Here is a 15,484-nt window from a genome sequence, read left to right on the forward strand (position 1 = left end):
TATGGACAATTTGCTATATATCATCGCCGGATTGGCGCTTATTCTGTTAGTGGCTGCTTTATTCTTGCGCAAAAACAAGGCGCAGAAATCGTCATCATCGCCTATTAATGCAAGAAAAAATACGTCTACTCCATCACAAAAAGTAGATTATGGTACTCCTACCCACACTAATGTCAGCAATAGCCATAAATTTGACCATATTACTATTGCTCAGCGTTTTATGGATCAGCAGCGCTATGACAAGGCGATCGAAACCATTAAACGTGGTTTGAGTGAGAAACCTCATAACAGTGCATTGTCTCTTAAACTACTCAGCATATACGCGACGATAAACCAGCCAGAAGATTTTAATAATATTTATGAGTCTATAAGAGCCCATAATGATAGTCAGACTATCGCTCAAGCAGACGAAATAAGAAATCTATCTTTTGATGAATTAGAACCTGCCGCTGTGCAAACTCTAGCCCCGGACAATGCCAAAGACGATTTTGGCGCTATCGACTTCGATTTGCCTATTAGTCAGAATGATAGTACTAATACAGTAGATCACCAGTCAATTGAAGAAAGTAATAACGCAAACGATAACGCAATAAATGAGCCTATCGATAGCTTAGAAGTGTCAAACGAAATTGACAATATTAATCCTACTACCGAAAATCCAAATGATAGCTTTGATCTGACGCTTAGCGATTTAGAGAATGATTTCGTTGCGCCTAATACGACAAATGAAATGCCTGTCACACCGTTAGACAACGTAGATAACGACGTTTTAAAGAGCTCTGCTAACGATAATGTTAGTAATAACGAAGATAACGATCTTAGTGACTTTGAGTTTGACTTCGATTCATTTGATGATACTTCGAATGAATCATCTATAGACACTAATCTCTCACATGATGACAATGAGAAAGCAGTACTAGAAGAAGACTTTATATTAGACTTCGATGATTTAGCAGCCGATACAGACAAAGACAACGTCGTCACTAATGACATATCTACGAATTCAGAACAACACTCTTTTGATACTATTCAAAACAGTGAAGATGACTTTTCTTTATCTTTGGGCAGTCTAGATACATTAGATGACATCGATACTGTCTCCAATGACGACCTATCTACGACTGAAAACGACAGTGATTTCAACAATTTTATTCTGGAAAATACTGACTTTGGAAATAATGCTTCTGAGAGTACGACCCTTGAAGAAGACAACTTTGCAGATACTAATCTTGAGGAATCATTACTCAATGATGATATCGAGGTTAATGATGTTAGCGTTGTTGAAGAATCGAATATCGCACCTGCTGCACCATTGAGATTTGATGACAATACACTGATAGACGATGATTTTAATATTGACGATGCTGATTCTCTATTTGACGCTCCATCGGCCACTACCCCAGTCTCTACAGCTGCGCCAGTTGAGAGTGACACTTCTATCACGCCTCAAGAGGCTGAATCAGCAGAAGATTTTTCATCACGTTTCGCAGCAGATTTTGATTTCGTAAAGTCATTAGACAGTAATCAAGTGACGTTAGACTTGGCAGATCAATATCTGCAACTGGGTGAATATGACAGTGCAAAGCGTCTACTCAATGAGGTGATAGCTCAAGGTACTAGTGAACAGAAACAGCAAGCACAGCTATTACTCGAACGTACTGCGTAGTTAATAGTCTAGTCTCTTATCAGCAAGTACTTCCTAATCACGGGATGCTTGCTGATTTTTTTTGCATTTAACTCTAATACTATCTATTATTGAACCCTTCAGCCATCGTTGCTCAATCCTCTAGCGCCTCTTTTCTTCCATAATTGTTTACTGTGTTGATACTATGTCATCTTCTGTTATGCTCAAAAATCTATCCGATCCTATTCAACTGATTTATGCTGGTGGTACCTTTGGTAGCTATGGCAGACCTTTAGCGCCATTATCAGCAGAAGTGTTTTTGCCTACTTTACAAAAGCTTTTGTCTGCACAAGACAGTACAAACAATTTACCAACAGTCTCATGGTTAGAAAACACCCTGATCAAAGACAGCAGCCAACTTACCCCTAGCGACTTTGCGCATTTCTATCAGCTACTCCTAAATGCTTATGCCAAAGGTGATAGACGCTTTGTACTCATCACTGGCACGGATACGTTGAGTTACTTAGGTGCATTTTTAGCAGAAGCGTTTGCAGGTAGTGATATTTGTATTGTTCTGACCGCAAGTATGCGCCCATTATTAGACAGTGAGATATTGCATTCCTATAACATCGACGAACATAGCGATGCTTGGGGCAATCTCAACGACTCATTAAAACTAGCCGCTGCTGGTGAATCAGGTGTGAAGATTAGTTTTGGCGGCGAATCATGGCCTGCTCAAACAGTACAGAAAATTCACAGCCATGATCTGATGGCATTTACTGGTCATTCTCGCGCCGCTTATCCAGCCAATAGCTATATAAAAAATCTACCTGACACGCGTAGGCAACATTGGCTCGATGACCAACAAGACTTGCTGTCCAGTATTAAAACACGTGCTGAAAACGCAAGTGTTCATGCGCTATATTGCCTACCTAACGATGTTTCGATGATAAACAACCAGCTACAAGCTTTATTGGCGCAGCCACCATGTGGCATTATTCTATTAGGATTTGGCGCCGGTAACATCCCTTATTCAGCTGCATTAGCAGAGACACTGTCCCTTGCTCATGAACGTGGACATATGGTGATATCAGCCAGTCAATGTCCATTTGGTGGCGTCAGCGATAGCTATGCGGCAGGCAGTTGGCAGTACGAGCATCATGTCATTGCTGGTGGACGTTTGACCATACCTGCTATTTATGCCCGATTACTATGGTTGCTACTTCGCTATGATAGTCCTGCAAGACGCAGACAGCGTTGGTTGAATAATGTCAACCAAACTGGCACTAGCATCAAAAAGCGATAAGCGACTTTTGATTAATTCCAATTTTATAAGTTTAGAAACCCTAATGTCTGAGACTGAAATTATCGAAACTGAACCAACCTACACTTTAGCGATTGCTATTGAGTTCTTAGGAACTCATTATCATGGCTGGCAACGGCAACGAGAGGTTTTAGGTGTACAAGAAGCCTTAGAGACAGCTATCGGCAAAGTGGCTAACGAGCCTGTAGAAGTCATCGCAGCTGGGCGTACTGATGCCAGCGTCCATGCGAGTAATATGATTGCCCATTTTACAACTCATGCGTATCGCCCTACTCATAACTGGTTGCGCGGTGTAAACAGTCTACTTCCCGATGATATTGCTCTACGCTGGATACAACCCATGCCAGCTGATTTTCACGCGCGTTTTGGTGCCATTGCTCGTCGCTATCGTTATATTACGCTCAACCAAGCACAGCGCCCTGCGATACTAAATCATCAAGTGACTCATATCTATGAACCGCTTGATTTAGAAGCCATGCAGCAAGCAGCAGCTGATATCGTCGGTACACACGATTTTAGCAGTTACCGTGCTGCTGCCTGTCAATCCAATCAGCCGGTGCGCACGATTAGCCATGCCAACCTTTTTGCTCATGGTCAATTTATCGTTTTTGATATACAAGCAGATGGGTTTTTACATCATATGGTTCGCAATTTGATGGGTACATTGTATGCCATTGGTAGACATGAGCTAGAGCCAGCAGATTTCTTAAATATTCTACATAAAAAAGATCGAACGATTGCACCGCCCACCGCTTCAGGTGATGGATTGTATTTTATCAATGCCTATTATCCTGAACGCTTTCAAAGCTTATTGCCAAATGCGCCACTAACACCTGTCTGGTTAAATCTACCTAACTAAATCAATATCATTTGGCATACATATCACTTACATGCTGTCAAGTCAAAAGCAGGTTCGTATTGCTTTAATCCACTAACTTACGTATAATATGGGCTTATTTTTTAATTGATTGATACAAATTATGGCAAAAGACGATATTATTGAATTTGAAGGCGAAGTCATTGATACCCTTCCTAATACTTTGTTCAAAGTTCGTTTAGAAAACGGGCACGAAATCATCGCGCATATCTCTGGTAAGATGCGTAAGCATTATATTCGTATCTTGACAGGTGATAAGGTTAAAGTTGAAATGACGCCTTATGACCTATCTAAAGGCCGTATTACCTACCGTGGTAAAAACTAAATACTGACTGACCAATATGGTTATGAAAGTGTTAGCATTGGTAAGATACAGTCAATAGCCGAATAGCTACGTTATCGCTGATAGCTGATATGACGCTTGGGTAGTGAAACTGATAATAATAATGAAAATGCTAATCTGCTCATTATTGCCTATCAATATTTTAGTTATTTAGTAATTGACTGTTTCTACTTACCATAAAAAATACCGCTAGATTTTAGCGGTATTTTTTCGTCTATTTTTTATGACTTAGTACTATCGCATTTAACTAAATTCAACAGTTGCGCCGTTAACTAAATTCAACAGTTGCGCCGTTTTTTATGACTCCGAGCAAACTAAGCGCGTCCCAATTGGTCAAACGCACACAACCTGCTGATGCTTGACGACTGATACGAGCAGGATCTGGTGATCCATGGATGCCATAAGTTGGTTTACTAAGCCCAATCCATACTGAGCCTACTGGATTGTTAGGACCTGGTGGAATGATAGACTTGCTACCGTCATTGGCCGTATAAGTATAGTTGGGCTCGTGCACCTTTACTTTGACAGTATGAGTACCTGTTGGTGATGGGGTCGCTGTACTGCCCACTGTCGTCGGATAGCTAGCGATCAAATTGTTGTTCTCATCATAAGCGTAGAGTGTCTCAGTGGCCTTATCAGCAACGACGCGATGCACAGGCTTGGTATTAGGATTACCAGGGTTGTATACCGTAATGATTTCACCCGCAGTAAAACTGGCATCAGGATTAAGCGATTTTAAATATTTTTCACTAATATGAAACTTCTCTGCCAACGCCTCAGTAAGACTTTCGTAGTACATTCCCTCAAGCTTGGATTTGGCAACAGAATCAGCAGGTATGGTTGTGGTTTTGACATTCACATCTGCTTCAGTAAGCTGATAACTGACTAGTACTGGTTGAGTCGTGAGCTTCTCATTCTTGGTCAGTGCTTGCCACGTCTCAGCGTTCAACGTATCAGTTACGTCTAAACCATTCGCTTTTTGAAACGCCTGCATGGCTTTACGAGTATTTTTGCCCCAGTAGCCATCGACAGGCCCTACTCCGTTATGATGCCAGTTTAATAGAGCCTGCAGCTTTGTTCCTATATTACGATTGATCTCTGCATCCGCCGTCCAAGTGACATTGTTTATCTTTTTTGCATTGTCAGATAGGTTCTCAGTTGTGTATTTAATAGTAGGCAGTAGCTTATTCAATGAAGTCGCAGCTTTACTATCTCCTGTTAATTTTTGACTTACGCCATTAGTCACTGGACTGACTTCTGCCGGAGCCTTGACGCTATTATTTGCGTTCACACTATCCGTTGTCTCTGCTGCAATGCTTTGCCCCATGAATAGTAAGCTAGAGAGACTAATCACTGTTAATGCTTTACTGATTCTTGTTAATTGATACATGTAATACTCCTCATTTAAGAAATTCTATTTTTATTTTCAGTTTTCAAATACTACAGTTTTTTGGATTTTTAGAACTTACCTTTGGCATCTAGATTTTGGATATTTTACTTTTGCTAAAAGCGAAATATTTTAGCTCCTTTATAAGCTACTAGGGCGTGTCCTCATTTTAAAAATGGTGATAAAAATGAGATAAATTGCAGTCAAACAAGGAAAATAGCGTAGATAATATCGGGATATTAACCAGCTATTTAACGATGTTTGGCAAAATTTAGCCATTTTTAGCCCGTTTAGATATGATCAATTGAATTGAGGACACACCCTAATATTGTCATATTACCTTGTGAGCATATAACAGCTTTGTGTTAAAAGGAGCTTTGTTGTACAGCGTCTCTGTTAATACGATACTTATAGATAAGCTAACAAATAAACGATAAAAAACCCATACGCCACTTGGTAGCCTATGGGTATACAACACGCAAACTAAGACTGTGGAAAATGCTATATAGGAATAGCCTTTAAACGCAAGTTAACTTATATCAGTTTGGCCAAAACCGCTTGACCCATTTCTTTACAGCCTACCTGCTTAAGTCCAGCTTCGCTGCTATCTAAAATATCTAGCGTACGTAAACCATCATCAAGCACATCACTGACTGCTTGCTCAATTGCTTGTGCCGCTTCTTCTTGCTTGAAGGTGTAACGCAGCATCATAGCAACAGATAAGATAGTCGCTAATGGGTTGGCTTTATCTTGTCCTGCGATATCAGGTGCTGAACCATGACACGGCTCATACATGCCCTTACCTGACTCATCCAAGCTCGCTGATGGCAACATCCCGATAGAGCCTGTCAACATCGCAGCTTCATCAGATAGGATATCGCCAAACATATTACCTGTCACCATAACATCGAACTGCTTAGGATCTTTAATCAACTGCATGCAAGCATTGTCAGCATACATATGTGATAACGCCACATCACTATAGTCAGCTTGCTGCATTTCGATCATCGTCTGTTTCCACAGCTCGGTGACTTCTAATACATTGGCTTTATCAACTGAACATACCTTAGCTGCTGTACCTGCTGCTTGCGCACGCGTTTTTGCTAATTCAAAGGCAACTTTACCAATACGCTGAATCTCACTTGTGCTATACACCATCGTGTTATAGCCTTGCTGCTCACCATTTTCTAGTGTACGGATACCACGAGGCTCACCGAAATAGATACCGCCTGTCAGTTCACGAACGATCAATAGATCTAAGCCTGAGATAATTTCAGGTTTGATACTTGAGGCATTAGCCAACTGTGGATAGAGCTTGGCTACGCGTAGATTAGCAAATAAACCAAGCTCACCGCGAATCTTAAGTAAACCGCGCTCAGGGCGTTTACTACGCTCGATTGCATCCCATTTAGGACCACCAACTGCACCTAGCAATACGGCATCTGCGGCGCGAGCACGGGCCAATGTCTCATCTGGTAAAGGTTCACCAGTTGCATCAATAGCCACACCGCCAATCAATCCAGACTCAAGCGTTAAATCAAGTGAAAACTTATTATTGACAGCTTTAAGCACGTCAATGGCTTGGGTCATAATTTCAGGGCCAATACCATCACCCGCTAATGTTAAAATCGTTGCCATACTGATCCTTTTGGAATGTTTTTATTGGTTGATTATATTTTTGAGCTTTTCATACTCATATTTTATGCTGCCATTTTTTTGGCTTTAGGTGCTGATGTTACTGCTTTGGCCATACCAGTCTCTACAAACTCACCTTGATGCTCAGCGTCTAGTTGCTTACAGAATCGGCGCTGTACTTGAGTGCCTTGCAATAGCTCAATACATAAGGGCTCAGGTGATGCTGTGTCTAATAGACTGCCTGATTTTTCGCTGTTCTTCTTTTGATAAGCACGTAACTGATAGGTGCCTGCTTCAGTGAAATCATGAATCATCGCAAAACGCTCAACATAGCCCATGTTATTCTCTGGATAAAAATTAACATGAACCTCGTGTTTGGCAGGCATGACTCGTGCATAGTAGTTGGTCAATCCTGGCATACTAGAAGGCGCTAACGGCACAACTTTTATGGCATTTTTATTGACGAGTGGTGTCATATCCATATTCATCGATGTTTTCGCCATACCTTCTTGACGTGGTAAGGATGTCATAATCTGAGGATTGATTGGCTCGTGACTGTTGGGCGCAATAATGAGTGTTTTATCTATCTGCACAATTTCGCAATGATATGTACCCACACAGGCAATATTTACTTCACCAGCGATAGGTTTAATTTTACCCACCCATGCTTCAGCACTCTCTGCCTCATTTATTTTTTGATAGCCCGTCAATAGCTGACAGCCTGACAATAATAAGCTTGCAGCAACAATTGTACTTGTCCATAGAGCATAACGTTTTGTATTCATAATGGCGGCTACTATTCAAGAGAGATAATAAAATGTAGTGAAAAACTATCCTTCATTTTAGACAGTTCACCGCCATAACTCAACGCTGCGTTGCGACTACTCATATTTTATTAGCAGTAGATTATAGAATGACCTTCTACGCTCGTACGTCGTTAAATATCCACGGTGTTTTTTGCATCATTTGTTGCTCGTAATCTTTGATAGCATCACTTTGTTGCAATGTTAAACCAATGTCATCCAGTCCGTTTAACAAGCAATGCTTGCGAAAGGCATCTACTTCAAAGGCATACTCTTCACCAGTTGGTGTGATAACGACTTGACGTTCAAGATCCGCGGTCAACTCATAGCCTTCGTTGTCGAACGTTGCTTTCATTAATGTATCTACAATCGCTTCATCTAATACAATCGGCAACATGCCATTTTTGAAACAGTTATTGTAAAATATATCTGCAAAGCTAGGCGCAATTACCGTACGGAAACCATACTCTGATAACGCCCAAGGTGCATGCTCACGACTAGAGCCACAACCAAAGTTTCTACGTGCTAGTAAGATAGTAGCACCTTGATAACGTGGTTTATTTAATACAAAATCTGGATTGATAACTCGTGTGCTATTGTCTTGACCAGGATAGCCTTCATCAAGATAGCGCCAATCGTCAAATAAATTTACGCCAAAACCTGTACGTTTAATAGACTTCAAAAACTGTTTTGCGATAATTTGGTCGGTATCGACGTTTGCGCGATCTAACGGGCAAACGATACCTGTTTGGGTGTTATAAGCTTGCATAAAATTTCCTATCAATTATATTTTTGCTGGCTGATGGTCTTGATAAGCGTATTAAACAGTAAATAAGTTTTTACCATCTTTGACACCATGCTCATATATTTATCATTAATACAAGCATGATGTCAGCTACTTATTATCAGTCTTAAAACGTACGAACGTCTACAAAATGACCTGCCAATGCTGCTGCAGCTGCCATTGCTGGGCTTACCAAATGCGTACGACCACCATTGCCCTGACGACCCTCGAAATTACGATTAGACGTTGAAGCGCAGTGCTCTTGCGGCTCAAGCTTGTCTGCATTCATCGCAAGACACATCGAGCAGCCCGGCTCACGCCATTCAAAACCAGCTTCGGTAAATAACATATCCAAGCCTTCAGCCTCTGCTTGCAACTTCACCTGTCCAGAACCTGCAACAACGATCGCTTCTTTTACGTTATCAGCAACTTTGCGACCTTTAATTACCGCTGCCGCATCACGTAAATCTTCGATACGTGAGTTGGTACATGAACCGATAAATATACGATCAAGTTGAATATCCGTAATTTTCTGACCTGCCTCTAGCCCCATATAAGTATAAGCGCGTAACCAGCCTTCTTCTTGAGCTTCATCAATGGCTTGATCTGGTGTCGGTACGGATTGCGTAATATCTACCACCATCTCAGGCGATGTACCCCAAGATACTTGCGGTGCGATCTGACTACCATCGATTTCTACTACAGTATCAAATACCGCGTCATCGTCTGAATATAGTGTACGCCAGTAGGCTTCCGCTTGTTCCCATTGTGCTTCGCTTGGCGCATATGGACGACCTTTGACATAATCAATCGTCGTGTCATCGACCGCAACCATACCAACACGCGCACCTGCTTCGATCGCCATGTTACAGACGGTCATACGACCTTCCATACTCATGTCTTCGAAAACTTGACCTGCAAATTCAATCGCGTGTCCTGTTCCACCTGCTGTACCGATCTTCGCAATGATAGCTAACACCACATCTTTTGAAGTGACGCCAGGACCAAGTTGACCAGTAACGCGGATTTGCATGTTTTTTGATTTCTTTTGAATCAAACACTGCGTTGCCAATACATGCTCAACTTCAGAAGTTCCGATACCATGAGCCAAGCAACCAAGTGCTCCGTGGGTCGCTGTATGCGAGTCGCCACAAACAACCGTCATACCTGGCAAGACCAAACCTTGCTCAGGACCGACCACGTGCAAAATTCCTTGACGAGCGTCATTGATAGTAAATTCAGCAATATCAAACTTGGTGCAGTTATCATCCAACGTGACAACCTGCAAGCGTGATACCTTGTCTTTAATCCCAGGCACCCCTTCTAGGCGCTCTTTGGTGACAGTCGGCACATTGTGATCTGGACTGGCAATGTTAGCCGATAAACGCCATGGCGCTCTGTTTGCTAATTCCAACCCTTCAAATGCTTGTGGACTCGTCACTTCATGCAACAGGTGGCGGTCGATATAAATCAGGCTCGAACCATCGTCGCGCTTAGTGACTTCGTGAGCGTTCCAAAGTTTGTCATATAACGTTTGACCAGCCATGTTGCTATCCTTTATAGGTTACTAATTACTTAATTTTTTACTTACTTGCACATTGCCAAGCTAAGATTCTATGTAAATGCTATGTCTATCTATAATGGTTAATAATTACGGTCGTATCTAAAATTTAAATACTATTTCTTTATGAGACCCAACATATGACTAAAATTAACGCTTAAAATACGTTTTAAGTGGCAAATAGCCAGTTTTTTAGAATAAATATGTCACAATACGCCTCTATGTCTTGTGATTATAGCAGGCAAATCCTATAATAATAATTGATGATTTTTAACCAGACGCAAACTTTTATTTCTAATACGTTGTGATTGGGTCAGCCAACTTTTATTTATAGCTCGTAAAGTAGCTAAGGACATTCGTTTGAACACCACAAACTTGACGACATTCGTTACCGTTATGCACACTGGCAGTATCTCAGGCGCCGCAGAAAAGCTGTTTATCACTCAGCCTGCTGTCAGTAAACGTATCAAAAACTTAGAAGACGAGTTTAATATTACCTTGTTTGATACGGTAGGACGTGGAATTGTACCTACTCAAGCTGCTAGTGAAATGCTACCTCATGCCAAGCGTTGGCTGGAAGATTATGAGAACTTTAAAATCAACTTGCAGCATTCTCAGCATATCGTTTCTGGCAAATTAGTCATTGGTACTAGCCATCATATTGGCCTACATCATTTAGCACCTGTCCTTAAACACTTTATTCAAGCTTATCCAGCTGTTCAGTTAGAAGTACACTTCGTAGATTCTGAAAAAGCTCATAAAGCAGTACTAGATGGTGATTTGTCTTTAGCCTTTGTTACGCTTCCACCTGTCTACGATAAGCGGCTAACCTATCACACGCTCTGGTCAGACCCTCTTTATTTTATGACGGGTACGCTATCACCTTTGGCTACTAAATCTAATGTGACGTTGGAGCAGTTAGCGCGCTATCCTGCCATTTTGCCTTCTGCCAATACCTTTACCAGTCAGATTACCTTGGCTGAGTTTGCCAAGCACAATCTGAAGCCTTATGCCACGATGAGCACCAACCCGCTTGAGTCTATCCGTATGCTGGTATCTGTTGGTCTTGGTTGGTCAGTACTACCACAAACGATGGTCAGTCAAGACTTGGAACGTATCGATATGGCTGACAATATTGAATTACAACGCTATTTAGGTGTGGTCATCAATCCAAAATTAACTCAATCTAGCAGCGTGACCGCCCTACTAGACTTACTTGCGCCTATTGAATAAAAGGAGCTCGCTATAACAGTCTAACCATTAAGCTATTCGCATTTGTGACTCTCATGCGTTATAATACGCTTGACGTTGTTTTTATAACAAAAATTTACCACAAGGACACTGATAGTCATATATTGAATACTTCTAGTAAGATATGATGGTTAACAGTAGGTTTAATGGTTTTGGTTGATTGTATAGGTTGCTAATACTCATATATAAATAGCAGATGCGAGCAATAACAATAGATAAGTGGAATGCGAAATTCCCATTGTTCTCTATCTCTATATGAGTGCTAGCCATAGAACGACATCAATCATATATAACTACAGAAGATACTGAAAAAAGCCATTATGTCTTAATTAATGGCTTTTTTTGTCTTTAAATATTGTTTTGGACATCGCCTTGTAGGACAGAACTTTTATAGTTAAAAAATAATTACAGCCAACCATGTTGGTTAAGGACAATTTATATGAACGGAGTTTCTAGTGGCGTGCTGATATCACTCGGCGCCTATTTCTTAGTGATGATTGGGATTGGTGTTTACGCTTATTTTAAGCAAGCCAATGATACTGAAGGCTATATGTTAGGGGGTCGTAACTTAGGCCCAGCAGTAACCGCACTTTCTGCAGGTGCATCAGATATGTCAGGTTGGTTACTACTTGGCTTACCTGGTTATATGTTTGCCGATGGTGTGGTCAGTATTTGGATCGCGCTTGGTTTGACATTAGGTGCATTATTAAACTATCTCATCGTAGCACCTCGCCTTCGTGTTTATACCGAAGTGGCTGACAACGCTATCACCCTACCAGATTATTTCGCCAACCGCTTTGAAGACAAGTCGCACATGCTACGCGTCATCTCAGCCGTGGTCATCATTCTATTCTTTACCGTCTATACCGCTGCAAGTCTTGTAGGTGGTGGTAAACTCTTCGAAAGCTCACTTAACCTATCGTATAGTACTGGCCTATGGGTTACTGCTGGTGTGGTTGTGGCTTATACGCTATTCGGTGGTTTCTTAGCAGTATCTATGACCGATTTCGTACAGGGCGTCATCATGCTGTTTGCCATGGTAATCGTACCTGTCGTTGCCTTTACTGATCTTGGTGGTATTTCAGCTACGACAGAAGCGGTTAGAAATATCGACCCTACCCTTTTAGACGTTACTAGCGGTATGAGTGTCATTGGTATTATTTCGTTAATGGCATGGGGTTTAGGTTACTTTGGCCAACCGCATATTATCGTACGTTTTATGGCGATTCGTTCAGTGAGAGATGTACCGACTGCACGTAATATCGGTATGAGCTGGATGGTTGTGAGTCTTATTGGTTCACTAATGACTGGTTTTGCTGGTCGTGCCTACGTACAAAAAACTGCGATGACGCTGGATGATCCTGAGACTATCTTCTTAGTATTCACTCAGTTCTTGTTCCATCCATTGGTTTCAGGCTTCCTATTGGCAGCTATTTTAGCAGCAATTATGAGTACTATCTCATCACAGCTATTGGTTGTATCAAGCTCTTTAACCAAAGATGTATACAAACTATTCTTTGATAAAGATGCTCCAGAAGCTCGCCAGGTATTGGTTGGTCGTATCTCAGTTATTATCGTTGCTATCGTTGCCATTATGCTAGCGTCTAACCCAGATAGCTCAGTATTGAACCTAGTTTCTAATGCATGGGCAGGATTCGGTGCTGCGTTTGGTCCATTGGTTATCTTTAGCCTTACATGGCGTGGTATGAACCGTAATGGTGCTGTTGCTGGTATGGTTGTTGGTGCGTTGACTGTTATCCTATGGATTTATGGTCCTTTCCAAGTAGATGGTATGGCACTAAATAGCTGGTTATATGCTATCGTTCCAGGCTTTATCTTAAGTACTATCGCTATCTTTGCCGTTAGTATCATGACTGGTGGCCCAAGACCTTCAGTTTCTGCTAAGTACAAAGAGATGGAGTTAAACTTAAACAAATAAGTTTACGTAATGTCTTAAGATTATTGTTATAGAAAAACCTCGTCATTATTGGCGAGGTTTTTTTATGAGTAACGATTTAGTATATTTAACCTACTACAGTATTAAACAAAGAGAACTTATGATCAATGAGACAGTAGTATGGATAGCTCTGTGATGGATATACTAAGCCAGATTGTCCTAGCCTATTTGGCATTCCAACTGCTGCTCACTTTTACGAAGTAAGCCTTTATCAACAATACTTCTTTTCTTAATATCACATTTGATTATCTATTTAGATCTTTTCCTTGTGTACCTCAAGTATGCTACGTTATTAACAACTCATTCGGTAAGGTACGAGTGCGTATAGGTTCTTAAATGCAAGGGTATTTGCTGTATATGGACACTAAGCTAAACTAGGCAAATAAAATGTAGTCGTGCTATATGAATTAATACTATAAAGATTATATTTGCTGTTCTATCTATATTTGAGAACTTACAGTCAAATAGGTAATAGAAAGCCCATAAAAAAGCGACCCATCATAGGTCGCTTTTTTATTATCCAGCAGTTATATAAAGAAGCTATTTACCTTGATACGACAGCTTTAAACCAGCAATAAAGCCATCATTATCTTGGAAATCACCAACGATTTTTCCACTAGGTAGACGACCTTTTGCATCACCGAACCATAAGTATTTACCACCAGCAGACACTGCCCAGTTTTCCGTCACGTTGTATTTGGCACCAAGACCGACGCTGTAATAGCCATCGACAGGACCTAACGACGTTGTTGGATCACCGGCACCACTATCCCAACCAACCGTACCACTTATAGCAAGTGCAGGCGCGACACGCTTGGCAAGACCTAGCTCCACTTGCCATTGGTCATCTTCGTATTCAACCAAGTCCAAACCATCAGGGCCGTAATTACGTTTACTAACGTCATTATATAATGGTGGTGTGATGGCAAAATCGCTCCATGGTACCCAACGGACTTTTGCCGTTGCTAAAGTAGTCGGATTGATACCTGTTTGGAAATCAAAGTTGACTGATTTAGGGGTTGTAATCTCATAATTACTGTTCCGGTTAGCAGCCGCAGCCCCTATAGCCGCTGCCTGTGCTGGAGTCGCTCCTTGCTGCAAAGCAGCTCCTTGAGCCAAAATACCTGCTATAGGATAATTCTCAGAGATATCTATATCATGGTCAATCTCAGAACGATAAGTCAACGCTGCTTTTAGAGCAATTTCAGGCTTGCTATAGGCAATACCTGCTATATAACCGTAATCCATATCAGGATTGCTGTTTGAGGTATAACCACTAGCAGGCCCATAAGCTAAGCCACGCAGCTTGGTTTCAGATTGGATACGCTGAGCAACTGGACCACCATAAATTTGGAAGTTTTTATTCGCGCCGAACTTCATACCAAGGATACCCGTTAGGCTTTGGCTACGAACTTCTACATTGGTATTTTCACCTGCAGTACTTGCTTCGGATAGTGCTATGGCACCTGCAGTCTGTGGGTCTACACCATCACCTACCAATTCACCTCCTGAAGCTTGAGGATTATTGCTTGCCACAAAATTACTTTGCGTGTATTCAGCAGCAGCACCAAAAGGCTCATCATATAGCACACCCACACTGAACGTGTCGTTGATATCAGTCTTCACGCCATAGCGGAAGAAGTCATAAGATTCAGCAATATCACCCGTTTTGTCGCCGCGCTCATAGTCATTTTGGCCAGGGTTGACATTCGAACTATCGTAGCCGCTTACATCAGCGTCAATATAAGTATAGACCGCTTCAGCGTAAGTGCCATCTTGAAAAAAAGCAGTGACATCTTGACCTGAACGATCAAGACCAGCAGCGTTGGTTACGCTAGCAACAGAGAGAGTAGCAATAGCTACTGCAAGGGTTTTCAAATGAAAGGTAGTGCGCATTGTGTATCTCCAACGGTCCTTGTTGTATTAATACTTTAATAA

General features: G+C 41.4%; 12 protein-coding genes. 6 read left to right on the forward strand and 6 right to left on the reverse strand.

The annotated features are described in order from the left end of the window. Position 1: 1 nt before the first annotated feature. The 4 genes from I3254_RS12970 (at position 2) to infA (ending at position 4,150) form a co-directional block, all read left to right on the forward strand. Entirely contained in the window at positions 2 to 1,666 is a 1,665-nt protein-coding gene (locus I3254_RS12970) for a FimV/HubP family polar landmark protein (RefSeq protein WP_238053147.1), read from the forward strand. A gap of 163 nt (positions 1,667 to 1,829) precedes the next feature. Next, the gene (locus tag I3254_RS12975; protein WP_238053148.1) at positions 1,830 to 2,930 is read left to right on the forward strand and encodes an asparaginase; all 1,101 of its coding nucleotides are present in this window, start codon (positions 1,830 to 1,832) and stop codon (positions 2,928 to 2,930) included. Positions 2,931 to 2,973: 43 nt separating this feature from the next. Continuing rightward, the gene (gene truA, locus I3254_RS12980) at positions 2,974 to 3,807 is read left to right on the forward strand and encodes a tRNA pseudouridine(38-40) synthase TruA (protein ID WP_238053149.1); all 834 of its coding nucleotides are present in this window, start codon (positions 2,974 to 2,976) and stop codon (positions 3,805 to 3,807) included. Between the two features lie 121 nt (positions 3,808 to 3,928). After that, on the forward strand, positions 3,929 to 4,150 hold the full coding sequence (gene infA, locus I3254_RS12985) for a translation initiation factor IF-1 (protein WP_021814850.1): 222 nt from the start codon (positions 3,929 to 3,931) through the stop codon (positions 4,148 to 4,150). A 286-nt stretch (positions 4,151 to 4,436) separates the two neighbouring features. On the opposite strand, the gene I3254_RS12990 is transcribed toward infA, so the two are convergent. From I3254_RS12990 to leuC, 5 genes are all read right to left on the reverse strand, one after another. Then, positions 4,437 to 5,558, reverse strand: coding sequence for a L,D-transpeptidase family protein (locus I3254_RS12990; protein ID WP_238053150.1), 1,122 nt, complete (start codon positions 5,556 to 5,558; stop codon positions 4,437 to 4,439). A gap of 531 nt (positions 5,559 to 6,089) precedes the next feature. Then, a complete protein-coding gene (gene leuB, locus I3254_RS12995) occupies positions 6,090 to 7,193 on the reverse strand; it encodes a 3-isopropylmalate dehydrogenase (RefSeq protein ID WP_238053151.1) in 1,104 nt (367 codons plus the stop codon). 62 nt (positions 7,194 to 7,255) lie between these two features. After that, the gene (locus I3254_RS13000; RefSeq protein ID WP_238053152.1) at positions 7,256 to 7,975 is read right to left on the reverse strand and encodes a hypothetical protein; all 720 of its coding nucleotides are present in this window, start codon (positions 7,973 to 7,975) and stop codon (positions 7,256 to 7,258) included. A 136-nt stretch (positions 7,976 to 8,111) separates the two neighbouring features. Beyond that, positions 8,112 to 8,762: a 3-isopropylmalate dehydratase small subunit gene (leuD, locus tag I3254_RS13005; protein ID WP_057759322.1), complete on the reverse strand. Its 651-nt coding sequence runs from the start codon at positions 8,760 to 8,762 to the stop codon at positions 8,112 to 8,114. 142 nt (positions 8,763 to 8,904) lie between these two features. Continuing rightward, positions 8,905 to 10,323: a 3-isopropylmalate dehydratase large subunit gene (gene leuC, locus I3254_RS13010; RefSeq protein ID WP_238053153.1), complete on the reverse strand. Its 1,419-nt coding sequence runs from the start codon at positions 10,321 to 10,323 to the stop codon at positions 8,905 to 8,907. Positions 10,324 to 10,698: 375 nt separating this feature from the next. On the opposite strand from leuC, the gene I3254_RS13015 reads away from it, so the two are divergent. Beyond that, positions 10,699 to 11,571, forward strand: coding sequence for a LysR family transcriptional regulator (locus I3254_RS13015; protein WP_101205469.1), 873 nt, complete (start codon positions 10,699 to 10,701; stop codon positions 11,569 to 11,571). A gap of 457 nt (positions 11,572 to 12,028) precedes the next feature. Further along, positions 12,029 to 13,528: a sodium/proline symporter PutP gene (gene putP, locus I3254_RS13020; RefSeq protein ID WP_160020915.1), complete on the forward strand. Its 1,500-nt coding sequence runs from the start codon at positions 12,029 to 12,031 to the stop codon at positions 13,526 to 13,528. Positions 13,529 to 14,086: 558 nt separating this feature from the next. Here the strand turns inward: putP and I3254_RS13025 are convergent. After that, positions 14,087 to 15,442 carry an outer membrane protein transport protein gene (locus I3254_RS13025; RefSeq protein WP_238053154.1) on the reverse strand — a complete coding sequence of 452 codons (1,356 nt, stop codon included), beginning with the start codon at positions 15,440 to 15,442 and terminating at the stop codon, positions 14,087 to 14,089. Positions 15,443 to 15,484: the final 42 nt, after the last annotated feature.

Origin of the sequence: Psychrobacter sp. Ps2, from assembly GCF_022129405.1 — a bacterium.
In the GTDB taxonomy this organism is placed as follows: domain Bacteria; phylum Pseudomonadota; class Gammaproteobacteria; order Pseudomonadales; family Moraxellaceae; genus Psychrobacter.